We start from the raw sequence: 22,316 nt of genomic DNA on the forward strand, positions 1-22,316 counted from the left end.
CGCGTTGCGGTCAGCCACTGCGGGGCCGCTTTCGGCTAGGTTAGGTAGGGTCCGGGGGCGAGACGTCGCCTGCGGAACGACAAGTTGCGCGACGGCGGGGCGACAACAGGGAAGGGATGTGTTCACGTGGACGGTACTCGGGAAGGCGGAGCCGCGGAGCTGTCCGCATGGCTGGAGAAGCTGGGTCCCGGGGCCGGGACGGACACCCTCCTGCGGTTCGCCGGATCCTCCTCCAACAGCATCGACCTCACCCATGCCCACCCGTCGGGGCTGGCCCAGTTCCTGGCCGGACGCCGCACCCGCCTCTCCACCCTGCTGCGCGACCAGGAGCAGTACGCCGTGGGCCGCCGCGCCGCGCGCGCCCTGCGCGCCAAGATCGAGGAGCTCTCCGAGGACCGCGGGATCGACGTCGGCTACCTGGCCGCCGGCCTGGCCACCTGGCGCGCCACCCAGGACGGACGCAGCGAGCAGTTCAGCGCCCCCGTGATGCTGGGGCGCATTTCGCTGGCGCTGCGCGAAGGCCAGGACGATTACGAGATCCAGCTCACCGGACGGGCCGAGGTCAACCCCGCGCTGGTCCGCTACTTCCGCGAGGTGCACGGTGTCTCCATCGACGCCGAGGCGCTGCGCTCCTCCGCCTACGCGACGGCCCGCTTCGATCCCCGCCTGGCCATGGACTCGCTGCGCCGGGACGTCGCGGACGTGCGGGGCGCGGTGATCGAGCACCGGCTGCTGCTCTCCACCTTCGCCGACCTCAACGACCCCGCCGACCCGGCCCGCCTGGACGTGCGCCACCCCGTCATCTCCCGGCTGCTGGACGCGGCCGCCGGGCGGCCGGTGGAGGTGCCCGAACCCGAGGTCACCGTGCTCAGCAGCGACGAGCGCGACCCCGCCGACGAACTGCTGGTCCTGGATGCCGACGGCACCCAGCAGGAGGTCCTGGACCTCGTCGAAGCCGGGGAGTCGGTAGTGGTCTCCAGCCCGCCGGGGACCGGCCAGACCCAGACCGCGGTGAACGCCGCGGCCATCCTTGCCGGGCAGGGCAAGCGGGTGCTCGTGGTGGCCGAACGGCGGGCGACCGCCGACGGCCTGGTGGGGCGCCTCGCCGAACTCGGGCTGGACAGCCTGGCCCTGCGCCTGTCGCCCGAGACCGGGCCCGAGGAGCTGCGCAGCCAGCTCACCCGCGCCATCCTGCGCAACGAACGCGCCACCGAGCCCCAGCTGTACAAGCTGCACGCCACGCTCACCGGCCACCGCCACGCGCTGCTGGACCACGTGCGTTCCCTGCATAACGTCCGTGCGCGGTGGGCCTGCTCGCCCTACGAAGCCATGCAGGAGCTGGCCCGCCTGACCGCCCTCGACCCCGCCCCTGCCACCACCGTGCGGCTCAAGCGCAGCGTCCTGGACAACATCACCAGCCGGGAGGAGACCGGGGCCAAGCTGCGCCGCGCCGCCGAGCTGGGCGGGTTCAGCCGCGCCGCCGCGACGAGCCCCTGGCACGGGGCACGCCTGCGCAACCGCCGCGAGACCGAATACGCCCTGGAGATCTCCGAGTCCCTGGCCGCCGACCTTCCGCCCCTGCACGAGCAGATCCTCAAGGTCGCCGCGCACTCGGAGATCAAGCTGGGCGAAAGCTTCGCCGAGTGGGGCGAGCAGCTGGACCTGCTGCTGGCCGTCCGCGGCAGCCTGGACCGGTTTGAGCCCGACATCTTCGACCACGACGTGGACGACCTGATCAACGCCACCGCGCCCGCCCAGTGGAGGCGCGAGCGCGGGGTCGAGATGAGCTCGATCACCCGTTCCCGTCTGCGCCGGGTGGCCAAGGAATATGTGCGTCCGGGCGTGCACATCGCCGACCTGCACCAGGCGCTGCAGGCCGTGCAGCGCCAGCGCGGGCAGTGGGCCCGCTACGCCACCAGCCAGCGGCATCCGCAGGTGCCAATCGGGCTGGCCGAGCTGAGCGCGGCCTACCGCGACGCCGAGGCGCGGCTGGAACGGCTCGTGGACCTCCTGGCGCCCGCGCCCGAGCGGGAAGCGCTGCCGCGGCTTCCGCTGGAGACGATGCTCTCCCGGCTCCGGGAGCTGGTCGCCGGGAAGGAAACCCTTGTCTCGCTGCCCGAGCGCACCCTGCTTCAGGAGCAGTTGCGCGAGCAGGGCCTGAGCGAACTCATGGAGGACCTTGCCGAGCGCGAGGTCGCCCCGGAGCTGGTGGGCAACGAGCTGGAACTGGCCTGGTGGCAGTCCGCGCTCGAAGCGATGATCAGCGGCGACGACTACCTCGCCATGTCCGACGGCGCGCGCCTGCGCCGGCTAGAAGCCGAGTACCGCCTGGCCGACAATACCCACATCGCCTCCGGAGCCTCCCGCCTGCGGTGGCTGCTGGCCAAGCGCTGGAAGGGGGCCCTGGCCGACCACCGCGCCGCCTCGCGCGAGCTGCGCGCCATGCTCAAGGACGGGGAACCCACGCTGCGGGGGCTGGGGCAGCTCGGCTCTGCGCTGGTCAATTCCCTGGTCCCGATCTGGATTGGGGCCCCGCTGCTGATTCCGGCCGCCGTGCCGGCGGACATCGACTTCGACGCGGTGATCCTGCTTGATGCCGACGCCCTGTCGCTGCGCTCCGCCCTCGGCTCGATCAGCCGCTCCCGCCAGGTGGTCGCGTTCGGCGACTCCATGCTCGGTTCCCCGCGCGGCTTCAACGTCTCGGTCGACCCCACGGCCTCCACCCGCGAACCGGCCCCGCCGGCGAGCACCTTCACCGCGCTGACGGGGGTGCTGCCCCTGCGCCGGCTGGGCACCGTCTACCGTGGAGTCGACGAGGGCCTGACCGAGGCCCTGGGCCGGGCGTACTACGACGGCTCGCTGCGCCGCCTGCCCGCGGCACGGGCCATGAGCGGGGGGACCCCCTCCCTGTCGGTGGAGTATGTCGCCGACGGTACCGCCCTGCCCGAGGGCGGCGAAGGCATCGAAACCACCGTCGCCGAGGTGAACCGCGTCGCCGACCTGGTCTTCGGGCACATCCGCCGGCGCCCCAACCGTTCGCTGGCCGTCATCGCCTCCAACCAGCGCCATGCGGCCCGGATTGCCGAGGCCATCCGCCTGCAGCTGCCCAACTTCCCCTGGGCCGCGGACTTCTTCAAGCGCACCGACGAGCCGTTCCAGGTGTCCTCCGTCGAACGCGCCCACGGGCTGGTCCGCGACGCCGTGATTTTCACCCTGGGCTACGGGCGCACCCCGCACGGCAAGGCCCTGCACGACTTCGGCCCGCTCTCCGGGGCCCGCGGCGACGAGCTGTTTGTCACCGGCGTCACCCGTTCGCGCGACCTGCTGCAACTGGTCACCGGCGTCCTGCCCTCCGACGTCGACCTCGACCGGGTCGGCGGCGGCGCCCGCCGCTTCCTGGAGCTGGCCGGCCGGGTGCTCTCCGGGGACTCCGGGGTGGAGGGCGAAGGCACGCCCCTGAAGGACCCGCTGGTCGCGGACCTGATGAACCGGCTTGCCCGGCGGGGGGCCACCGTGGCCCAGCACTACCGGGGAGTGCTGGACCTCGCGGCCCAGGCCGCCGACGTCGATGCGGCCGGCAACCACCCCCCGCTGGCGGTGGTTTCTGACGGAACCGAGGCCTACCGGAGCATGACCGTGCGCGAGCGCAGCCGGTTGCGCCCCCAGCAGCTGGAAGCCATGGGCTGGCGCTACATTCCGCTGTGGACCATCGATGTGTTCAGCGACCCCGGCGCGATCGCCAACACCCTTGCCGCCCACCTGGGGTTGCCCGCGGTCGATCCTGCCCGGGAACCGGCGGACAATGGGGTGCAGGACAATGGGGTGCAGGACAACCCCAAGGAGGACGCCATGGCAGGCAACCGCAGCGGAGGCCCGCGCCGGGCCGAATCCGCCCCCACCCGCACCCTCCCCGAGCCGCAGCGGCAAGACGCCGCGCAGGACAGCGCGCACGGTGCTGCCCCGGAGGCCGCGCAGAATGCCGGGCAGGCCAGTCCTGCCCGGGGCGGGGCGCGGGCAGCAGGCCCGGTGGCCGTGCCGGAGGGTGCCGCCGGCGCGGGGCTGAAGGCCCGGCCGTCCGAAAGCGGGGCTTCGGGAGCCGGGGAGTCGGAACTGGTCGGCGCCGGGGCAACGCTGCCGCAGGGGAGCGGGCGCCGTTCCGCGGGGGGACCCGTGGACAGCGTGGTGCCGCGGCTGGCCACCGAGGACGAACCGCGCGCCTGGGGCGAGCGGGGCGATGACCGCGACCGCTGGCTGCGGGAACAGCGTCCGCCGCACTGGGGCTAGGCCACTTCAGCCGGGCCGGGCAGGGCCTATCCCGCCACCAGGACCAGGAAGATCCGGCCCCGGCCGGGGGCGCCGGCCAGCGCGGCCGATTCCGCTGCGGAGGCCGCAAGCACCACCATGCTGGCCGGACCTTCCCCGCCCAGCCAACCGCCGTCGGACGCCGTATCCCCGGTCCACAGCACCGGCAGGGCCGAGGCGATCACCGTGGACTCGACCGGCTGCTCGTAGCCGTTTCCGGTGCTCAGCACCACATCGACAAGCTGGCCGGGGGAGAGCAGCGAGACCGTTTCCGCATCGCTGGGGCGGACCGGTACGGCCACCGTGCCCGGCGGGGTGCCGGTGAGCAGTCCCGGCCCCACCAGGGAGGCCAGCGCCACGGGCGAGCCCGACCGCAGCGGCACGGCCAGGCGCCGGCCGACGACCTCGCCCGCATGGCCGGCCACGTCCGGCGGCAGCGCCTGGGAGGCAAGCACCCGCTGCGTAAGGTCGGAGGCGGCGATGGCCTGCCCGGCCGGGAGGTCCCGCGCCGCAACCACCACCGCACGGGTGGGCACGTGCTGGGGAGCGAGGGCCGACAGGGCGCAGGCGACGGACAGCGCCGCCAGGCAGGCGGCCAGCGGCCGGCGGTACAACGCCAGCACCTCGCGCCAGCTTTTCCGGTGGGGCGCCTCCCGCAACCGGACAGGGCGCGGGCCGGGGCGGGGGCCGGAATGTACGCGGGGGCCGGGATGTGTGCGGGGCGGTTTGCGCATGCCTCCCACTACCGCATGCCGGGCATGCGAAAGGCCGCCCACACCCGAGGGAATGTGGACGGCCACTCCCTGCTGCGGCAGGGAGGCAGGACTGTGGGGGGCCGCGCCAGGCGGCTTCCTCCCGCGGGCCGGTGAGGTGCCCCGGGCGCCTAGCTGGCGGTGGAGCTGGAGGTGGAACTGGCCGCGGCCGGAGCGGTCGAGGAGGAGGATCCGCGCGAGTCGGTGCGGTAGAAGCCCGAGCCCTTGAAGACAACGCCGACGCTGTTGAACTTCTTGCGCAGGACGCCGCTGCATTCGGGGCAGACGGTCAGCGAATCCTCGTTGAAGGACTGGACGGTCTCGAACGCGTGGTCGCAGTCCTTGCAGGAGTACACGTACGTTGGCATGGGTTCCCTTTCGGAAGGTTGCTGGTCAGGGGAGCCCGGCAAGCCGGGACCTGTGCCGGACCGCGTCCGGAACAGCGCGTCCGGGAACAGCGCGTTCGGGAACGCGGCACTGGCACTCCAACCCCGTGAGTGCCAATTCTACATCACTGCCCCGGCCGTGGGGAAAACCACGTGAAGCCCTCCGCGGTGAGCACCCCATCCACCTTCCGGTCCAGCGCGTCGTACTCGAACGTTCCGGCGGGCACGAGTTCGTGCTCGTACACCATCGCCAGCAGCGCCGGCCGGCGGTCCAACCGGTCCAGCGAGGCAATGAAGCGGTCGTAGTAGCCCCCGCCCTGGCCGAGCCGTGCACCGTCGCCGTCCACGGCCAGCGCGGGGACGAGCACCACCCCGACGCCGTCCATGGCTTCCGTTCCGAACCGCGGCCCGGCCGGTTCGTCGATGGGCGCCACCGCGCACCGCTGCATCGGCACGCCCGGATACCACTCGGCCCAGGACAGCTGCCGCTCGGGTTCGCAGATCGGCACCAGCACCCGGTGCCCGGCCCCGTGCAGCGCCGCCAGCAGCGCCGCCGTCGGCGGTTCGGCTCCGTAGGACACGACGCCGGCCACCGTCGCCCCCGGGGCGCGTCCTGCCAGCCACGGCAACAGCCGGGCGGCAAGCGCCCCTGCCTGCCGCTGGCGCTCCGCGGGGGAGAGGGCCCGGCGCAGCCCCCGATAGGCGGCGCGGGCGCGGTCCTTGTCCATCACCGGCCCTGGGGGCACCGTTCCGGCGCGGCCGGCCTCCGTGGCGCGTCCGGTTGGGCCCTGGTCTACGCTCTGGTTTTCGCTCTGCTCGTCCACCCCACCATGCTAGGGCCGAACTGCCCACCAGAAACGATCTACCTGCCAGAAACGATCTACCTGCCAGGGCCGAACTGCCCGCCGGAAACGGCCTGCCTGCCGGAGCCGAATGCGGGCCCGCCAGGGACCCCCGGCACCGGTGCGGGGGAGCTAAGCTGTCACCCATGGTGACCGGTGTGGGGATCTGGCCTGCGACGCTTGAGTGCGGGGACCTGCTCCTGCGCCCGCTGCGCTACCGCGACCGCGCGGAATGGCAGGACCTGCGGGGGCGCAACGCCGAGTGGCTGCGGCCGTGGGAAGCCACGTCGCCTGACCCCGACGCAGCCCCGCCCACCTACCGCGCCATGGTGGCCTCCCTGAGGGCGCAGGCCAAAGCGGGGCAGGCACTGCCTTGGGTCATCGCCGTCCGCGAACCGCGCAGACGGCAGCCGGTGATCGCCGGGCAGCTCACCGTGTCCGGCATCACCTGGGGTGCTGCGCTCGGCGCCTCACTGGGCTATTGGGTGGACCGGTCCCGGGCGGGCCGGGGGCTGGCGCCCACGGCGGTGGCCATGGCCACCGACCACTGCTTCCAGACCCTGGGCCTGCACCGGATGGAGATCAACATCCGGCCGGAGAACCGACCCAGCCTGCGCGTGGTGGAGAAACTCGGATTCCGCGACGAGGGGCTGCGCCGCAGGTTCCTCCACATCGACGGCGCCTGGGCGGACCACCGCACCTTCGCCCTGACCGCCGAGGAGGCCGCCGGAGGGCTGCTGCCGCGCTGGCTCGCCTCCCGCGGGGAACCGCTGCGCACCTGAGCCGCCTGCCGCCGGCGTCTCCCAAGGCACCCAAAACGCCTTGTGGGGGAGGGAAACCCGGCGTCTTCCGGGGGGCCGCGCAGACACACCGGGACAAATGCCGCAGGCGGAATGCATGCGCCGTTAAGTTGGTGGTTGTGGACGTCCAAGTCGAGAGTTCCGTGGTCCTGGTGGCCGTGCTCGGAGTTCTGCTCGCCTTCATCGTCCCCAGCCTGTTCAATAGGGGAAGCAAGCCGGCGTGCGACCAACCGGCCACGGACACCAGCGTCCACCAATGGAGGAACCACATGCCAGCCGAAGCCCCGCGGACCCGCGCCCGGGCCGCCGCACCCCTGCGGATCCGAACCGGGCGCCTGGCCGTCGCGCTCGCCGGCCTGGCCGCCGTCGTCGTCTTGGTGGTGTGTGCGCCGCTGGCGCTCATGGGGGCCGTGGGTGCCGGCGTGCCCGGCATGGCGCTGGCCGTGCTCGTGGCCAGCTTCGCCGGCCTGCGTTCTTTCGCGGTGCGCGACCGGCGCCGCAAGGCGCTGGCCCGGATGGAAGCCGTTTTCGCCGCGGCCATGAGCACCCCGGATCCGCCGGCACCGGTCCGGCGGACCCAGTCCGAGGTGTTCGATGTGGCGCCGGCGGCCGAGCCCGAGCCGGCACCGACCCTCGAGGAGCTGCGCGCGGCGGCCCGCCGCGTTGCCGCCGCGGCCGAGGCCCCCGCCGCCACCACCTGGGACCCGGTCGAGGTGCCGCTGCCGACCTACGTGGGTGCCGCCAAGGCCGGGCGTCCGGAGCCGGCCCCGCTGCCGGAGGCCGCGGAGAAGAAGCCCTCCGGCGTAACCAGCATCCTTCAGGACACCCGGGCGGCCGCGCGGGCGGCACAGCCGATCGCCGGCAACGTTGCCGAACTGCCCGGCTCCCGGCCCGGGGCCGCGTCACCGGCCACCGGGCGCATCAACCTCGACGCCGTCCTGCAGCGCCGGCGCGCCTAGCGGTGGCGGGTACGGCCCCCGCGCGCCGGGACGGCGCGCCCACCTGCCGGGCGGGCGGCGTGTGAGCCGCGCCCATGGATGGTCCGAAAACCTGCAACTGGCGCTGTTCTCCGCCCACGGCAGCGACCTCGTGGCCGCCGCGCTGGGCCTGGAGGGCTTCGCCGGGCCGGACCGGCCGCGCCAGCTCCAACTCCAGCACCGCCCCGGGGCCGGGATCAGCGCGCTGTACGAGCTCCCTCCCGCGCTCCAGGCCGGCTTCGTTGGCCTGAGCACCGAACGGCGCACCGGCAGCGGGGACGGAACCGTGCGCATCGAGATCCCCGCCGAGCAGGCGCGGGGCCTGGCACCGGCGGTCCCGGGCGCACGCCTGCCCGCCGAACCGCTGGTGGTCACGGCCTGGCGGCACCCGCACGACCCGCGCCTGCCCGGCCTGCCGCTGGCCTCCGACCCCGACCGCGTGGCGCGCCTGTGGGGATGTGGCGAAAGGCTGGAACGGCTGGAAACGGTGGCCTACCGTCCGCTGCGCCGGGCGGTGCTGCGGGCGGCGTTCGCGACCCCCGGTCCCGTGGTGGACCGGCGCAGCGTCTACCTCAAGGTGCTGCGCCCGGGCCAGGCGGCGTCACTGCATGCGCGCCACACCCTGCTGCGCGCCGCCGGCCTGCCCGTCCCGGCGGTGCTGGGCGGGCCGGTCGAGGATGTCCTGGCGCTGGCCGAAGCCCCGGGGGAACCGCTGTCCCGCCGCATCCTGCACGACGGCGGCACCTCCCTTGACCCGGCCGCCTTCACGGAACTGCTGGATGGCCTGCCGGCCGCGGCGCTGGCGCTGGAGGCCCGCCCCGCGTGGAGCGAACGGCTGCGCCGCTACGCGGACGCCGCGGCATCGGCCCTGCCCGCCGCGGCGGACCGCATCGACGGGCTGCGCGGCCGCATCGAAGCGGTCCTCCGGTCCACGGACCGGGGACCGCTGGTTCCCAGCCACGGCGACTTCTACGAGGCCAACCTGCTCATGGACGGGCCCCGTATTTCAGGACTGCTGGATGTCGACGCCGTGGGACCGGGACACCGGGTGGACGACCTGGCTTGCTTCCTGGGCCACCTTGCCGTGCTGCCCGCGGTGGATGCCCGGTATGTCCACGCCGGGGCGGGGCTGGAACACTTTGGCGCAGCCTTCGGGCGGAGCGTGGACCCGCGGGGACTCTGGGCCCGGTCCGCGGCCGTGGCGGTCTCCCTGGTGGCCGGGGCACGGACGCCGGGGGCGCCCGGCTGGGAGCCGGCGGCTCTGGCCCGGCTGGCAGCCGCCGAGGACCTGCTGGAACGGGCCGGATGAGAACCCTCTCATGGGCGCTTCCTTTTCTTCTCATACGACCGGCGAACACTGGGTGAAGCAGGCTCCCGCAGAACCCCCACCGAAAGGAACAGCATGATCAACCGCAAATTCTGGGCAGTGACCGGAGGACTTGGCGTTGTCGCCGCGGGCGCGGGCACCGCGGCCGCCGACACGGGCACCGCGGGCCCCGGACCGGCCCCCAGCGTCGTGGAAAGCACTGTCGGGAACACCGCCGGAACGGACACTGCCGGAACGGAGACCGCCGGAACGGACACTGCGGCCACGGTCGAGACGGCAACCGCGACGGACCCGGGGGCCGTGAACATCGATGACTTCACCGAGCGGGGCGCCTCGGCAGCGACCGCAGCGACCCCGGCCACGGCGGCCTCCCCGGTGACGGCGGCCTCGGCAGCCACCCCCGCCACGCCCGCCACTCCGGCGTCCGGGGCCTCTGCGGTGTCGGCCGTTTCCCCGGTGACGGCAGCGTCGGCAGCTACCGCAGCCTCCGCCGCGACTGCGGCGACCCCTGCCACTGCGGCCTCCCCGGTGTCCGCGGCCTCTGCGGCAACAGCGCCCTCCGCCGCCAGCGCGGACTAGGTCAAGACAACCCGCCGCCAGAATCCCCCGCCCGGCCGGATGGACACCGCCGGCCGGATGGACACCGCCGGCAGGATGGACACCGCCGGCAGGGCGGGGGGCGGCAGTGGCGAAGGGCGGGCCTGGGGGCGGCCGGGACGGGCCGCCCCCGCTGCTCAGGCCCTGGCGGCGAGGCGGTAGCCCATCCCGCGCACGGTTTCGATGCGCTGGGCCCCAAGTTTGTTGCGCAGGTAGCGGACGTAGACGTCCACCACGTTGGAGGACGGGTCGAAGTCATAGCCCCATACCCGGGAGAGCAGCTGTTCGCGGCTGAGCACCTGGCCCGGGTTGCGCAGGAAGGCCTCGGCGAGCGCGAACTCGCGCGCGGAGAGGTCCACCTCGCGCCCGTCCACCCTGGCCCGCCGTGCGCGCAGGTCCAGCGAGAGTCCGGCATGCCCCAGCACCGACAGGTCCGCGCCGTTGGCGTCCGTGCGCAGCCGCCGCCGCACCCTGGCCAGCAGCTCTTCGAACCGGAAGGGCTTGGGCATGTAGTCGTCGGCGCCGCGTTCGAATCCGGCGACGGTGTCGTCGACGCTGGTGCGGGCGGTGAGGATGATGACGGGCACGGGGTTGTGCCCGTCCCGGATCCGCCGCAGCACCTCGAATCCGTCCAGGTCCGGCAGGCCCAGGTCCAGCACGACCAGCTCGAACTCCCCGGTCTGCGCCATCAGCAGGCCTTCGCGTCCGCTGCCCGCAATGGTGGGGGAGAACCCCGCGGCGCGCAGGCCCTTGGCGATGAAGGAGCCGATCCGCTCCTCGTCCTCAATGATCAGGATCTGGCTCATGGGCCTCCTCGGTGCCGGTGACGGTGTTGTCGGTGTGGTCCTGGAGGGGTCCGAACCTGCGCAGCGGCAGGTCGATGAAGAACGTCGAGCCGGCCCCGGGCCGTGACTCGACTCCGGCCGTGCCGCCGTGGGCGGCGGCGATCGCGCGCACAATGGTCAGGCCCAGCCCGGATCCCCCGGCCCGGCGGCCGTTACTGCCGCGGGCGAAGCGCTCAAAGATGGCCGCGCGGTCCCCGGGCAGGACGCCGATGCCTTCGTCGCGCACCGAGAGGCGAAGGGTGTTCCCGTGCAGCCGGCAGCCCAGGGCCACCGTGCTCCCGCCGGCGGAAAACTTCACCGCGTTCTGGCACAGCTGCAGCATGGCCTGCTCGATCCGGCGCGGGTCCAGCTCCGCGGTGCCGTGGACACGCCCCTCCACGGTCCAGCGCCTCCCGCCCAGTCCCCGGGCCTTGTCCAGGACGTCGTCGATGAGCACGTCCAGCTCCACCGGGACGGGGGCCACGAAGTCGGACCGGTCCGCCTTGGCCAGCATGACCAGGTCGTCCACCAGCAGGCTCATCCGGTCCAGCTCGTCCAGGGCGATGCCGCGGGTCTGTTCGACATCGTGCGGGTCGGCGGCGTCCTGCAGCTCCAGGTGCCCCTGCACGATCGTGATCGGGGTGCGCAATTCGTGGCCGACGTCGTCCAGCAGCTGCCGCTGGGAGCGCAGCGCGTTGCCCAGCCGGTCCAGCATGTGGTTGAAGGTGGCGGAGAGGTCGGCGAGGTCGTCGTTGCCGCGCACCTCCAGGCGCTGCCCCAGGTCGTGTTCGGAAATGGCCTCGGCGGTCCGCCGCATCTCCCGCAGCGGTGCCAGCAGGCGGGCCACGAGCATCCAGCCGAGCACGGCGGACAGCGCCAGCGCGGCCAGGCCCGCGGCCAGGAAGACCAGGTGCGTGCGGCCCAGGGCGGCCAGTTCGGCCCTGAGGTCGAACGCCACCACGTAGCGCATCGGGGCCGCGTCGCCGGCCAGCTGCACCGGGAGCACGGCCAGCCGGTAAGTGGTGGTGCCGGTGGAGAGCGTCCGCAGCACGGCGCGCTCCTGCGGGGCTTCGGCCAGCAGCCGGTCGAGCAGCTGCCGGTCCTGTTCGGGGCGCAGGGAAACCGATTCGGGGGCCACCCACCGCACATCGGCGGGGCCGAGGGCCATCATTCCCTCATTGGCGGCGGGGAGCGTGCGCTGCATGGCGACGTACACCAGGTCCTCGGCGCGGGCGAAGGGCGCACCGGTGGAGGGGTCCACGGAACTGGCGGAGAGCACCCGGAATTCATTGACCGTCCGGCTGAGCGCGTCGTCGATGCGCGCGGCGGCCTGGCTGCTCAGGATGCCGTAGGACGTGCCGCCAGCCACCAGCAGGGTCAGCAGCGAGAGCAGCAGCATGGACCCGAGGATGCGTCCGGCCACGGACCGTGCCCCGCGCCCGGGTCCCGCCAGGCGCCCCGACGCGGTGAAGCGACGCAGCGCGGTGAAATACGGCAGCGCAGTGAAATGCGGCAGCGCAGTGAAATACGGCAGCGCAATGCGCCACCCCCGGAAGCGCCGGCCCATCAGTCGTCGTCCTCCGCGTCGTCGTCCTCCCCATCGTCATCGTCCTCCGCGTCGTCGTCATCGTCATAGGACGACGGCGGGGCGGGCACCACCGGGGCGGAAGCGGTGCGCGACCCTGGCGCGGGGGACACCGGACCGGCGGAGGGTGCCGTGGGCCCCGCCGAGGGTGCACCTGCCGTGGAGACCGGGGAGGGAACGGTCGCGGGGGCGCTGCCGGCGGCGTCGTCCCGCAGCACGATGCCGGGACCCACGACCTCGGAACCCACAATCCCGGGACCCACGACGCCGGGACCCAGGTCCACGGGACGGGAGGCCGCCAGCGTGCCGGCCGCCAGTGCGCCGACGGCTCCGAGCGTGGCCAGGACGAGTGCCGCGAGCACGAGGCGGAGGGGGCGGCGCCCTGGCCGGGAGGAGGGCGCGCGGGACATCACGGGGCCACCCCCGGGAGTGGACGCAGGGGGTGGCCGCGACGGTTCCCCTGTGCTGGGTGGTTCCCGTGCGCCGGATGCCCAGCTGACGGGTATCTAGCTGCCGGGAACATCGTCCTGCGCGTCCCCTGTGCCGCCTTCCTGGGGGGTGCCTTCCCCGGTGCTGTCTTGCGCCGTGCCATCTTCCCCGGTGGTGTCCTCCGCAGTGTCGCCGGCATCCAGGGCCGCTTCGGCCGCGGCGCGCGCCTCCTCGGCCTGCTCCCGCAGCCCCATGGCGTCCAGCACCTCGGAGAGCCCGCGCTGGGCGGCATGGTGGTGGGCGGGGCTGCCGCGGTGCTCCTCGGCGATCAGCCGGAACACGCGGGCCGCCTGGTCCAGCTGCCCCGTTTCGAAGAGCACCTGGGCGGCGAACAGTTCAGCGTTGCCGCTGCCGTCCGGATCGTCCGCGTCCCGGTACAGGTCCGCCGCCTCCAGCGCGGCGGAGACCGCCTCCCGGCCATGCCCGAGCAGCCACAGGCTGCGCGCGCGGGTGTCGCGGAAGTCCGCCGAGTGCCATTCGGCGCTGTGCTCGTCGGCCAGCCGGATGGCCTCGTCCAGCGCGGCAAGCCCGTCCGCGTCGCCGGCCTCGCACTGGGCGTGGCCAAACGCGTGCAGCGCCTGCGGCAGCGCCGCCGGATCCTCCTCACCGGCACGGCGGGCCCACATGACCGCCCGCTCGAAGTTTTTCAGCCCTTCGGCGTCGCGTCCCTCGCGGGCCAGCAGGGTGCCAGCGGAAAGCAGGGCGCGGGAGGCCTCGCCGGGCAGGTCCGCGGCCGCGAACAGCTCGCTGGCCCGCTCCCAGGCGGCGAGCGCCTCGTCCTGGCGCTCCTGGTGGCGCAGGCAGTGCCCCAGCGACATGAGCGTCCTGGCCTGGTCGGCGGTCCGGCCGGCCTGCTCCAGCCAGCCGGCCAGATGTTCAAGGACCTCCTCCGCCAGCAGGTACTCTCCGGCCTCCAGCAGCTGGTTGCCCAAGCCCATGCGCACCGCCCAGACCTCGCCGAATTCGCCGCGTTCAGCCTGCTGGACCGCGATGCGCCAGGCGAGCACGGCCGCCTCCTGGTCCTCGGCCTGGGCCGCCAGGTTGGCCACCAGGGCCGCGGCGGAGACCGCTCCGCGCCGCACCCCGGCGGCAGCGTAGAGGTCCAGCGCCTCGACCGCGCTGCCCTCCGCCTCCAAAGGGTTCCCCAGTTCGTTGTGGCCGGTGGCGCGGACCATCCACACGGCCGCGCGCATGGCCCGGTTCACCGGAAGCGCCAGCAGTTCGTCCGACTTTTCCAGGGCTTCCTGGAAGCGGCCCCCCCGGGCGTAGTGGTGGGCCAGGTACAGCAGCGCCCCGGCCAGGCTGTCGATGCGGCCACCGGCGCGGTAGTCTTCCGCGCACAGCTCCAGGTCCTCCAGGGCTGTCTCGTCACCGGCCTCCACACGGCACACCGCCAGGGGCAGGCGGATGTCCGCCAGGACCTCGGCGCTGGCGCCGGCGGCCGAATGGGTGGCCAGCGCGGCCTCCAGCAGCGGTGCCTCCTCCGGGCGGGGTTCGCGGAACAGCAGGCTGCCCAGGTCCTCCTCGAGGTCGGCCTGGTGGTTCCGGCCGAGGCGGCGCAGCAGTTCCACCCGATGGTGCGCGCACTCCAGGGCGGCCTCGTCCCGGTCGGCCAGGTGGTGGACGGAGGCGGCGATGCCCCACAGGGACAGCTGCGCCTCGGCATCGGCGCCCTCGGCGGCGATCCCGGCCTCCGCGGCCCGTATCGCGCCGTCGTGGTCTTCGGCATAGGCGCGGTCGTAGGCAAGCTCCAGCCAGCCCTGCGCGTCGCTGGGGGAGAGGAACGGGCTGGGCTGGGGACGGTTCAGGATGCCGTGCAAACGCTCGGCCAGTGCGGACAAGGGGGGCGCCTCCTCGAGGATCGCCGGGCGGGTGGCTGGCCTCCAGACTACGCCCTGACCAGCCGCCCGCGCCTTCGGGCCCGCACCTTCGGCCCTACTCGCCCTTCCCGGGCAGCAACGGGCCGGACTGGCCCTTGAAGTGCTCGAACACGAGAGTGGTCTCGGTGTGTCCGACGGCGCCATCGGTGGCCAGGTGATCCAGCACCCAGTCCCGCAGCGCCGTGGTGGAGGCGACGGCCACGTGGAGCAGGTAGTCGGTGCCCCCGGAAACGTGGAACATGGACAGCACCTCGGGCAGCTGTGGCACCTGGGCGGTGAAGCGGTCGATCTGGTCGCGGTCGTGCACCCGCAGCTTGACCGAGATCAGCGCCTGCACGCCGCGGCCGACGGCGGAGAGGTTCAGCTCGGCATGGTAGCCCTCGATGATTCCGCGTTCCACCAACTGGCGGGTGCGCAGCAGCGCCGTGGACGGGGCGATCCCGGCACGCTGGGCCAGGGCGGCGTTGCTGATCCGGGCGTCGGCCAGCAGTTCCGACAGGATGCGGCGGTCGACGGCGTCGAGGGGAACGGAGGGCTGCTCGGAAGCTGACATAGTCGCTATTCCACCACAGGAACCAGCCGCGGACACGTTGGCGGGCCGGAGCGGCTCCGGGGCGGTGACCGGCGTCCGGTGGGCCGCGCGGGTAGGCTGGAACCATGACCCCAAGCCCCGTTCCACGCCCCGAGTATGACACCCGGCTGGCAGCCTACTGCGTCGTGGTCCGCGACGGCTCCATCCTGCTGGCGCTGTGGGACATGCGCGCCACGGACCCGGACTTCCGTCCACGCTGGACGCTGCCCGGCGGCGGCGTGGAATTGGGTGAGGCCATCGAGGACGGCGCCGTGCGCGAACTGGCCGAGGAAACCGGCTACGAGGTCCGCCTCGGCGAACTGCTCGGCGTCGTGTCCGGACACATCCCGGCGCACAAGCGCCTGCATGCGACCGGCCGGGCGCTGCAGACCGTCGCGGTGCTCTACGAAGCGGAGGTCGTCGGCGGAGAACTGGCCTTCGAACGCGACGGCTCCACCTCGGAGGCCCGGTGGTTCCCGCTCGATGAACTGGACCGGATCGAGCGGGTGGACCGTGTGGACGAGGCGCTGGAGCTCTACCGTGCCCGCCGCGGGGCCCGCCACGGCGCCCGCTGATCCCCCCAAACAGAAACAGCCCGGCCACCCGGCCCATCCTCCGGCACCTTCCAACAGGAGCAACCCCGTGACCCCGCATCCCCGGACTTTCCACGCCCGGACCGCCCCCCACCCCGCTGTGAACCACCCTGCCGGGAATAGCCCAGCGGTAAATGACCCTGCGGTAAATGACCCGGCTGCGATCCCGTCCGCCCAGCGCCGGGCCGGACGCCGGCCCGGCGCAGGGCTTTCCGCCGCGGCGCGGGCCGGTGTCCTGGTGCCTGTGCTGCTGGCCCTGGCCGGCTGCAGCGGCCCGGCCCCGTTCGTTCCGGACTCCCCGGTGGTCAGCAACCCCACCACGGAGCGGCGCCTGCTGGTCACCTCCCCGGACACGGACGAAGGCCGCACCCTGGCGGAGGTCTATGCCGGGGCGCTGAATGCCGCCGGCATCGAGGCCGCGGTCACGGACGCGACGGCCGAGGCCGGGCTGGCCGGGGCAGTCTCCAGCGGGTTCGCGGACGTGGCCCCCGGCCGCACCGGCACCCTGCTGCTGGGCCTGGACGCCGCGGCGGAGGCCACCACCGCCGACTCCGTCCTCCAGGCGCTGCGCGAGGCGCTGCCGCAGGACCTGGCCGTACTCGCCCCGGCCGCGGCGGACAGCCACTCGGTGCTGGTGGCGACCGCCGCCACCGCGGAGCAGTACGACGCGCGCAACCTCAGCGACCTGGCCCCCTCCTGCGGCAAGCTCACCCTGGGAGCCCCGGCCGGGTTCCGCACCTCCGCGCAGGGGCTGGGAGGCCTGGAGGCCGGCTACGACTGCGTGCCGGGCACCTTCGTGGCGCTCGCCGACAACGGCGCCGAGGCGGTGCGGGCGCTGATTGGCGGCAGCGTCGACGTGGTCGAACTGCCGGCGACGCAACCGGCCATCCCGGACCACGGCCTGGTGGTTTTGGAGGACCCGAAAACGGTGTTCGCCGCGCAGCAGGTCGCCCCGTTGGTGAACGCCCAAGTGGTCGGGCAGGACGCGGCGGACGTGCTGAACCGGGTCTCCGCCGAACTGGGCAGCGACGACCTCACCGACCTGCTCCGCGCGGTGTCCGGGGACGCCCGGCTGACCCCGGCCGAGGCGGCCGCCGACTGGCTCCAGGGGAACGGCTTCACGCCCTAGCCGTTCCCGGACGCGGGCCGCGCCTTATTGATCACATTTCCCGACCCACCGCACACCCTGTGAGAAGCTATGAAAATGCCGGAATTCAAGCAATCAACCAAGCTCCATAACGTCCTCTACGACATCAGGGGCCCGTTGCTTGAGCACGCACAACGCATGGAGGCCGAAGGCCACCGCATCCTGAAGCTGAACATCGGCAACCCCGCCCCGTTCGGCTTCGAGGCTCCGGACGCGATCCTGGTGGACATGATCCGCAACCTGCCCCAGGCGCAGGGCTACAGCGATTCCCGCGGTATCTTCTCCGCCCGCACCGCCGTCTCGCAGTACTACCAGACGCGCGGCATCCAGACCATTGGCGTGGACGACATCTACCTGGGCAACGGCGTCTCCGAACTGATCACGCTGAGCCTGAACGCGCTGCTGAACAACGGCGACCAGGTGCTCATCCCCGCCCCGGACTACCCGCTGTGGACGGCCTCGGTCTCGTTGGCTGGCGGCACCCCGGTGCACTACCTCAACGTCGAGGAGGAAGGGTGGCTGCCGGACCTGGAGGACATCGAGGCCAAGATCACCCCGCACACCAAGGGCCTGGTGATCATCAACCCCAACAACCCCACCGGCGCGGTGTACCCCCGGCACATCCTGGAGGGGATGCTGGAGATCGCCCGCCGGCACAACCTGGTGGTCTTCTCCGACGAGATCTACGAGAAGATCCTTTACGACGACGCCGTCCACTTCAACACGGCCGCCCTGGCCGACGACGTGCTCATCCTGACCTTTTCCGGCCTGTCCAAGGCCTACCGGGTCTGTGGCTTCCGGGCGGGCTGGCTGGCGATCTCCGGGCCCAAGCACATGGCCTCGGACTACATCGAGGGCATCAACCTGCTCACGAACATGCGCCTGTGTGCCAACGTCCCGGCCCAACACGCGATCCAGACCGCGCTGGGCGGCTACCAGTCCATCAACGACCTTATCCTGCCCGGCGGCCGGCTCAAGGAGCAGCGCGACACCGCCTACCGCCTGCTCAACGAGATCCCGGGCGTGAGCTGCCAGCAGGCCATGGGGGCCATGTACCTGTTCCCGAAGCTGGACCCCGAGGTCTACCCGATCCGCGATGACGAGAAGTTTGCCCTGGAACTGCTCAAGCAGCAGAAGATGCTCGTCAGCCAGGGCACCGCGTTCAACTGGATCGCCCCGGACCACTTCCGGCTGGTGACCCTGCCGGCGGTGCGGGACATCGAGGACGCGGTGGGACGCATCGCCGAGTTCCTGGAGGACCTGCGGCACTGACCTGCAGCGCCGGCCGGTGGCATAGTGGTCGGCAAAGGTTCGGTGAGGGCACGGGAGGCGCGATGGGCAACGGCGGCGGATCCGGCGGGGGAATGCATTCGCGCATCGTGGGCACCTCGCGCTTCGAAACCAGCCCCAGCGTGCTGCTGCGCGCCGGAGCCCGGTTCCGGCTGGAGGACGTCGACCCGGATTCGACTCCCGGGTTCTCCGGGACCAAGGAGGAGGGCGCGGCGGCGCTGCTGGCCAGCGACGGGGAACTCGATGCCCTGCAGGAACGCCTCTTCGCCGCCTCCCGCGTGGGGGCCCGGGACAGCCTCCTGCTGATCCTGCAGGCCATGGACACCGCCGGCAAGGGCGGGATCGTGCGCCATGTGATCGGCGCGGTGGACCCGCAGGGGATCGAGCACCACGCCTTCAAGGCGCCCACCGCGGAGGAGCGGGCCCACGACTTCCTCTGGCGCGTGGCGCGGCGGCTGCCCGAGGACGGAATCATCGGGGTGTTCGACCGGTCCCACTACGAGGACGTGCTGGTCCACCGGGTCCGCGGGCTCTCCGCGCCGGAGGAGATCGAACGCCGCTACGCGGCGATCCGCCGGTTCGAGGAGCTGGTGGTTGGGGGCGGCACGCGCATCATCAAGGTGATGCTGCACATCTCCAAGGACGAGCAGCGCGCCCGCCTGGCGGCCCGGCTGGACCGCCCGGACAAGTACTGGAAATTCAGTCCCGGGGACATCGACGAACGCCGGCACTGGGACGGCTACATGGAGGCCTACCAGATCGCCATCGAGCGCACCCGCAGCGACGACGCGCCGTGGTACGTGGTGCCGGCGAACAAGAAGTGGTACGCGCGCATCGCCGTCCAGCAGCTGCTCATCGACGCCCTGCACGGCATCGATCCGCAGTGGCCTGCGCCCGCCTTCGACGTCGCCGAACAGCGCCGCCGGCTCGCGGACTCCTAGGGCCCGGCGCGCCTGTCCGTCCGTCCGGCCCTGTCCGTGAGGCCTTATCCGTCCGCCGGCCTGCGGGCGGCGTCCAGACGCTGCCGGGCGCCCTCCAGCCACGCCTCGCAGCGGGCGGCCAGGGCCTCCCCGCGCTCCCACAGGGCCAGTGACTGCTCCAGCGTCGCGCCGCCGGCCTCCAGTTGGGCGACCACGGCCACCAGTTCCTCGCGGGCCTGCTCGTAGGTGAGGTTGGCGATGTTGGGGTCGGCGCTGCCGGGGTTCTGTTCCGTGCTCATGCGGGGGTCCCTTCCTGGGTGGGGCTGGCTGTTTCAAGGACGACGGCGGAGAGGCGGCCGCGCGCCAGGCGCACCGACAGTTCGGTGCCGGCGGGAGCTTCGGCCGGGTCGCGCACCACGGCGCCGTCGGGCCGCTGGACCACGGCATAGCCGCGGTCCAGGGTCTGCTGCGGGGACAGGGCCCGCACCTGGGCGCGCAGGTGGGCGACCGCGTCGGCACCGCGGACCAGCGCCCCGCGCACTGCTGTCAGCGACCTGCCGCGCAGGCGTTCCACGTCCTCGGCCAGCCGCGACACCAGCTGCTCCGGGAACGCCAGCACCGGGCGGGAGCGCAGCGACTCCACCCGGTGCCCTTCCCGTTCCACGAAGTGGCGCACCGAGCGGTCCAGCCGGGTTCGCGCCAGGGCGAGCCGCTGGAGCTCTTCGCCGAGGTCGGGGACGATCCGCTTCGCAGCGTCGGTGGGGGTCGAGGCGCGCAGGTCGGCGACGTCGTCGAGGATCGGGCGGTCCGCCTCGTGGCCGATCGCGGACACCACGGGGGTGTCCGCCTCCGCCACGGCACGCACCAGCTCCTCGGCGCTGAAGGGCAGCAGGTCCTCGAGCGCCCCGCCGCCGCGGGCGATCACAATCACGTCGACCTCCGGGTCGGCATCGAGCCCGCGCAGCGCCGCAATGACCTCCGGAACGCAGTTGACGCCCTGGACCGCGGTGTTGCGCACCCTGAAACGCACCCCCGGCCAGCGCAGCGTCGCGTTGCGGACCACGTCCTTCTCGGCATCCGAATCGCGTCCGGTGATCAGGCCAACGCACAGCGGGAGCACCGGCAGCGGTTTCTTGCGGGCCGGGTCGAACAACCCCTCTGCCTGCAGCGCCTGGCGCAGCCGCTCCAGCCGGGCCAGCAGGTCGCCCAAACCCACCGGGCGCAGGTCCGAGGCGTTCATCGACAGCCGCCCGGTCTTCAGGTAGAAGCTGGGCCGGACCCGGGCCACCACCCTGGAGCCGACCTCCGGCCGGGTCTCAAGGGTGCGCATCACCGAGGACCACACGTTCACCGCGAGCGAGTACTCGACGTCGACGTCGCGCATGGTCAGGTAGGCGTGCCCGTTGCGGATGTTGGCCTCGAGCAGCTGGCCCTCGATCCATGCCTCCGGGGCCCGCTCGACGTGGGCCTTCAGGTTCTCCGAGTACAGGCGCAGCGGCCACGGCGCCTCCGGCGAGGTCTGGGCCGCGGTGGGCGCCAAAACGGCCGGCTGCGGTCCGGCCGCCTGCGGCGCCGGAGCCAGCCCGGGGTCCTCGTCCACGTGTCCGTCCTTTCCGCGGGCCGTGCCGGCCGCGTGCCTTGCCCGAACCGTGCGGCCCGGTTCGTGGTTTCCGGGTTCATGGCGTCCCGGTTCATGGTCTCCCGGCCGGTGCCGGGCGCCGTCGCTGTTCCCCATTCCTACCAGTACGCCGGGACGGATTGGGCCGGAGGTTGCCGAAACGCCGGAAAGCAGGCCGGAACGCCGGCAGGGGGCGGTGCGCCGAATCACGCAGGCCGGGCCGGACGGCGACGGTAGAATTGTTGCATGCCTACCACTTCCGCCGCTCCGGTGTCCGTCCCCATGCCCACCGTGCCGCGCCGCCGCCGCAGCCCGGAGGAAATCGCCGCGGCAGCCCCGGTCGCCGGCGACAAGCGCGTGCTGCTGGCCGCGCCGCGGGGGTACTGCGCGGGCGTGGACCGTGCGGTCATTGCGGTGGAGAAGGCCCTGGAGCACTACGGGGCCCCGGTCTACGTGCGCAAGCAGATCGTGCACAACAAGCACGTCGTGAGCACGCTGGAGGAGCGCGGCGCGGTCTTCGTCGAGGAAACCGACGAGGTCCCCGAGGGCGCCCTGGTGATCTTTTCCGCGCACGGCGTCAGCCCCGCCGTCGTGCAGTCGGCCGAGGAGCGCAACCTGCGCACCATTGATGCCACCTGCCCGCTGGTGACCAAGGTCCACCGCGAGGCCGTGCGCTTCGCCAAGGCCGAGAACCACATCCTGCTCATCGGCCACGAGGGCCACGAAGAGGTCGAGGGCACCTTCGGCGAGGCGCCGGAGAGCACCACGATCGTGAACAACCCCGCCGAGGCGCGCACCGTGGAGGTCCAGGACCCCGACCGGTTGATCTGGCTCTCCCAGACCACGCTCTCGGTCGACGAGACCATGGAGATCGTGAACATCCTGCGCGAGCGGTTCCCGAACCTCCAGGATCCGCCCAGCGACGACATCTGCTACGCCACCTCCAACCGGCAGGCCGCGATCAAGAAGATCGCCCCGCAGGCGGACCTGGTGGTCGTGGTCGGCTCGGCCAACTCCTCCAACTCGGTGCGCCTGGTCGAGGTGGCGCTTGAGTACGGGGCCAAGGCCGCGCACCGCGTCGACTTCGCCAACGAAATCGACGAGGCGTGGTTCGAGGGCGTCGCCAGCGTCGGAGTCACCTCCGGGGCCTCCGTGCCCGAGGTCCTGGTCCAGGACGTGCTGCGCCTGCTGGCCGAGTACGGCTACGCGCAGGTGGATGAGGTCGTCACGGCCGAGGAGGACATCCTCTTTTCGCTGCCCAAGGAACTGCGCGCCAAGCTCAAGGAGGCCGGGGACGGCACCCGCGGGCTCGGGGGCCGCGGCACCCGCCCCTCCAGCTAGCGGCCCGTCCCGCGGCCCCGGCCGGGCGGGCACCGGGCCCGGCTTCCGCCCGGCCGGGACCGCGGGACACGGAAG

At 72.8% G+C, this 22,316-nt stretch carries 20 protein-coding genes; 10 read left to right on the top strand and 10 right to left on the bottom strand.

Annotated elements, in window-relative coordinates; genetic code table 11:
• The first annotated feature begins 126 nt into the window (after positions 1–126).
• Positions 127–4,284 (top strand): DUF4011 domain-containing protein, encoded by a 4,158-nt coding sequence (locus NCCP_RS01225; RefSeq protein ID WP_225873604.1) that lies wholly within the window; start codon positions 127–129, stop codon positions 4,282–4,284.
• A gap of 26 nt (positions 4,285–4,310) precedes the next feature.
• Here NCCP_RS01225 and cpaB read toward each other — a convergent pair whose 3' ends face one another.
• From cpaB to NCCP_RS01240, 3 genes are all read right to left on the bottom strand, one after another.
• Positions 4,311–4,925 (bottom strand): Flp pilus assembly protein CpaB, encoded by a 615-nt coding sequence (cpaB, locus tag NCCP_RS01230; RefSeq protein WP_172627248.1) that lies wholly within the window; start codon positions 4,923–4,925, stop codon positions 4,311–4,313.
• A gap of 260 nt (positions 4,926–5,185) precedes the next feature.
• The gene (locus NCCP_RS01235; RefSeq protein ID WP_149955271.1) at positions 5,186–5,422 is read right to left on the bottom strand and encodes an FmdB family zinc ribbon protein; all 237 of its coding nucleotides are present in this window, start codon (positions 5,420–5,422) and stop codon (positions 5,186–5,188) included.
• Between the two features lie 143 nt (positions 5,423–5,565).
• Positions 5,566–6,264, bottom strand: a complete 699-nt coding sequence (locus NCCP_RS01240; RefSeq protein WP_149955272.1) for a 5-formyltetrahydrofolate cyclo-ligase — start codon at positions 6,262–6,264, stop codon at positions 5,566–5,568.
• Between the two features lie 164 nt (positions 6,265–6,428).
• Here NCCP_RS01240 and NCCP_RS01245 point away from each other — a divergent pair, with 164 nt between their 5' ends.
• From NCCP_RS01245 to NCCP_RS01260, 4 genes are all read left to right on the top strand, one after another.
• Positions 6,429–7,064, top strand: a complete 636-nt coding sequence (locus NCCP_RS01245; RefSeq protein ID WP_172627249.1) for a GNAT family N-acetyltransferase — start codon at positions 6,429–6,431, stop codon at positions 7,062–7,064.
• 137 nt (positions 7,065–7,201) lie between these two features.
• A complete protein-coding gene (locus tag NCCP_RS01250) occupies positions 7,202–8,041 on the top strand; it encodes a hypothetical protein (protein ID WP_149955273.1) in 840 nt (279 codons plus the stop codon).
• Between the two features lie 61 nt (positions 8,042–8,102).
• Positions 8,103–9,368: an aminoglycoside phosphotransferase family protein gene (locus NCCP_RS01255; RefSeq protein ID WP_172627250.1), complete on the top strand. Its 1,266-nt coding sequence runs from the start codon at positions 8,103–8,105 to the stop codon at positions 9,366–9,368.
• 93 nt (positions 9,369–9,461) lie between these two features.
• Positions 9,462–9,965 (top strand): hypothetical protein, encoded by a 504-nt coding sequence (locus NCCP_RS01260; protein WP_149955275.1) that lies wholly within the window; start codon positions 9,462–9,464, stop codon positions 9,963–9,965.
• Between the two features lie 155 nt (positions 9,966–10,120).
• Here NCCP_RS01260 and NCCP_RS01265 read toward each other — a convergent pair whose 3' ends face one another.
• The 5 genes from NCCP_RS01265 to NCCP_RS01285 all read right to left on the bottom strand — a co-directional run bounded on the left by NCCP_RS01265 (position 10,121) and on the right by NCCP_RS01285 (position 15,314).
• The gene (locus NCCP_RS01265; protein ID WP_149955276.1) at positions 10,121–10,789 is read right to left on the bottom strand and encodes a response regulator transcription factor; all 669 of its coding nucleotides are present in this window, start codon (positions 10,787–10,789) and stop codon (positions 10,121–10,123) included.
• Positions 10,767–12,374 carry a sensor histidine kinase gene (locus NCCP_RS01270; RefSeq protein WP_225873605.1) on the bottom strand — a complete coding sequence of 536 codons (1,608 nt, stop codon included), beginning with the start codon at positions 12,372–12,374 and terminating at the stop codon, positions 10,767–10,769. Before NCCP_RS01270 ends, NCCP_RS01265 begins: the two co-directional genes overlap by 23 nt.
• Complete coding sequence (locus NCCP_RS01275) at positions 12,374–12,754, bottom strand: hypothetical protein (protein ID WP_149955277.1); 381 nt, start codon at positions 12,752–12,754, stop codon at positions 12,374–12,376. The genes NCCP_RS01270 and NCCP_RS01275 overlap by 1 nt, the downstream gene beginning before the upstream one ends.
• Before the next feature lie 144 nt (positions 12,755–12,898).
• On the bottom strand, positions 12,899–14,722 hold the full coding sequence (locus tag NCCP_RS01280; RefSeq protein WP_149955278.1) for a tetratricopeptide repeat protein: 1,824 nt from the start codon (positions 14,720–14,722) through the stop codon (positions 12,899–12,901).
• Positions 14,723–14,816: 94 nt separating this feature from the next.
• Positions 14,817–15,314, bottom strand: coding sequence for an Lrp/AsnC family transcriptional regulator (locus tag NCCP_RS01285; protein WP_149955279.1), 498 nt, complete (start codon positions 15,312–15,314; stop codon positions 14,817–14,819).
• 104 nt (positions 15,315–15,418) lie between these two features.
• On the opposite strand from NCCP_RS01285, the gene NCCP_RS01290 reads away from it, so the two are divergent.
• From NCCP_RS01290 to NCCP_RS01305, 4 genes are all read left to right on the top strand, one after another.
• Positions 15,419–15,907, top strand: coding sequence for an NUDIX hydrolase (locus NCCP_RS01290; RefSeq protein ID WP_149955280.1), 489 nt, complete (start codon positions 15,419–15,421; stop codon positions 15,905–15,907).
• Between the two features lie 256 nt (positions 15,908–16,163).
• A complete protein-coding gene (locus NCCP_RS01295) occupies positions 16,164–17,054 on the top strand; it encodes an ABC transporter substrate-binding protein (RefSeq protein ID WP_172627251.1) in 891 nt (296 codons plus the stop codon).
• A gap of 75 nt (positions 17,055–17,129) precedes the next feature.
• On the top strand, positions 17,130–18,344 hold the full coding sequence (locus NCCP_RS01300) for a pyridoxal phosphate-dependent aminotransferase (protein ID WP_149955282.1): 1,215 nt from the start codon (positions 17,130–17,132) through the stop codon (positions 18,342–18,344).
• A 92-nt stretch (positions 18,345–18,436) separates the two neighbouring features.
• A complete protein-coding gene (locus NCCP_RS01305; RefSeq protein ID WP_149955283.1) occupies positions 18,437–19,303 on the top strand; it encodes a PPK2 family polyphosphate kinase in 867 nt (288 codons plus the stop codon).
• Between the two features lie 44 nt (positions 19,304–19,347).
• Here NCCP_RS01305 and NCCP_RS01310 read toward each other — a convergent pair whose 3' ends face one another.
• Positions 19,348–19,581, bottom strand: a complete 234-nt coding sequence (locus NCCP_RS01310) for an exodeoxyribonuclease VII small subunit (RefSeq protein WP_149955284.1) — start codon at positions 19,579–19,581, stop codon at positions 19,348–19,350.
• Entirely contained in the window at positions 19,578–20,882 is a 1,305-nt protein-coding gene (xseA, locus tag NCCP_RS01315) for an exodeoxyribonuclease VII large subunit (protein ID WP_414727686.1), read from the bottom strand. Before xseA ends, NCCP_RS01310 begins: the two co-directional genes overlap by 4 nt.
• A 264-nt stretch (positions 20,883–21,146) precedes the next feature.
• Between xseA and NCCP_RS01320 the strand changes: the two genes are divergently transcribed.
• On the top strand, positions 21,147–22,241 hold the full coding sequence (locus tag NCCP_RS01320) for a 4-hydroxy-3-methylbut-2-enyl diphosphate reductase (RefSeq protein WP_149955286.1): 1,095 nt from the start codon (positions 21,147–21,149) through the stop codon (positions 22,239–22,241).
• Positions 22,242–22,316 lie beyond the last annotated feature (75 nt).

Origin of the sequence: Zafaria cholistanensis (assembly GCF_008580665.1) — a bacterium.
In the GTDB taxonomy this organism is placed as follows: domain Bacteria; phylum Actinomycetota; class Actinomycetes; order Actinomycetales; family Micrococcaceae; genus Zafaria; species Zafaria cholistanensis.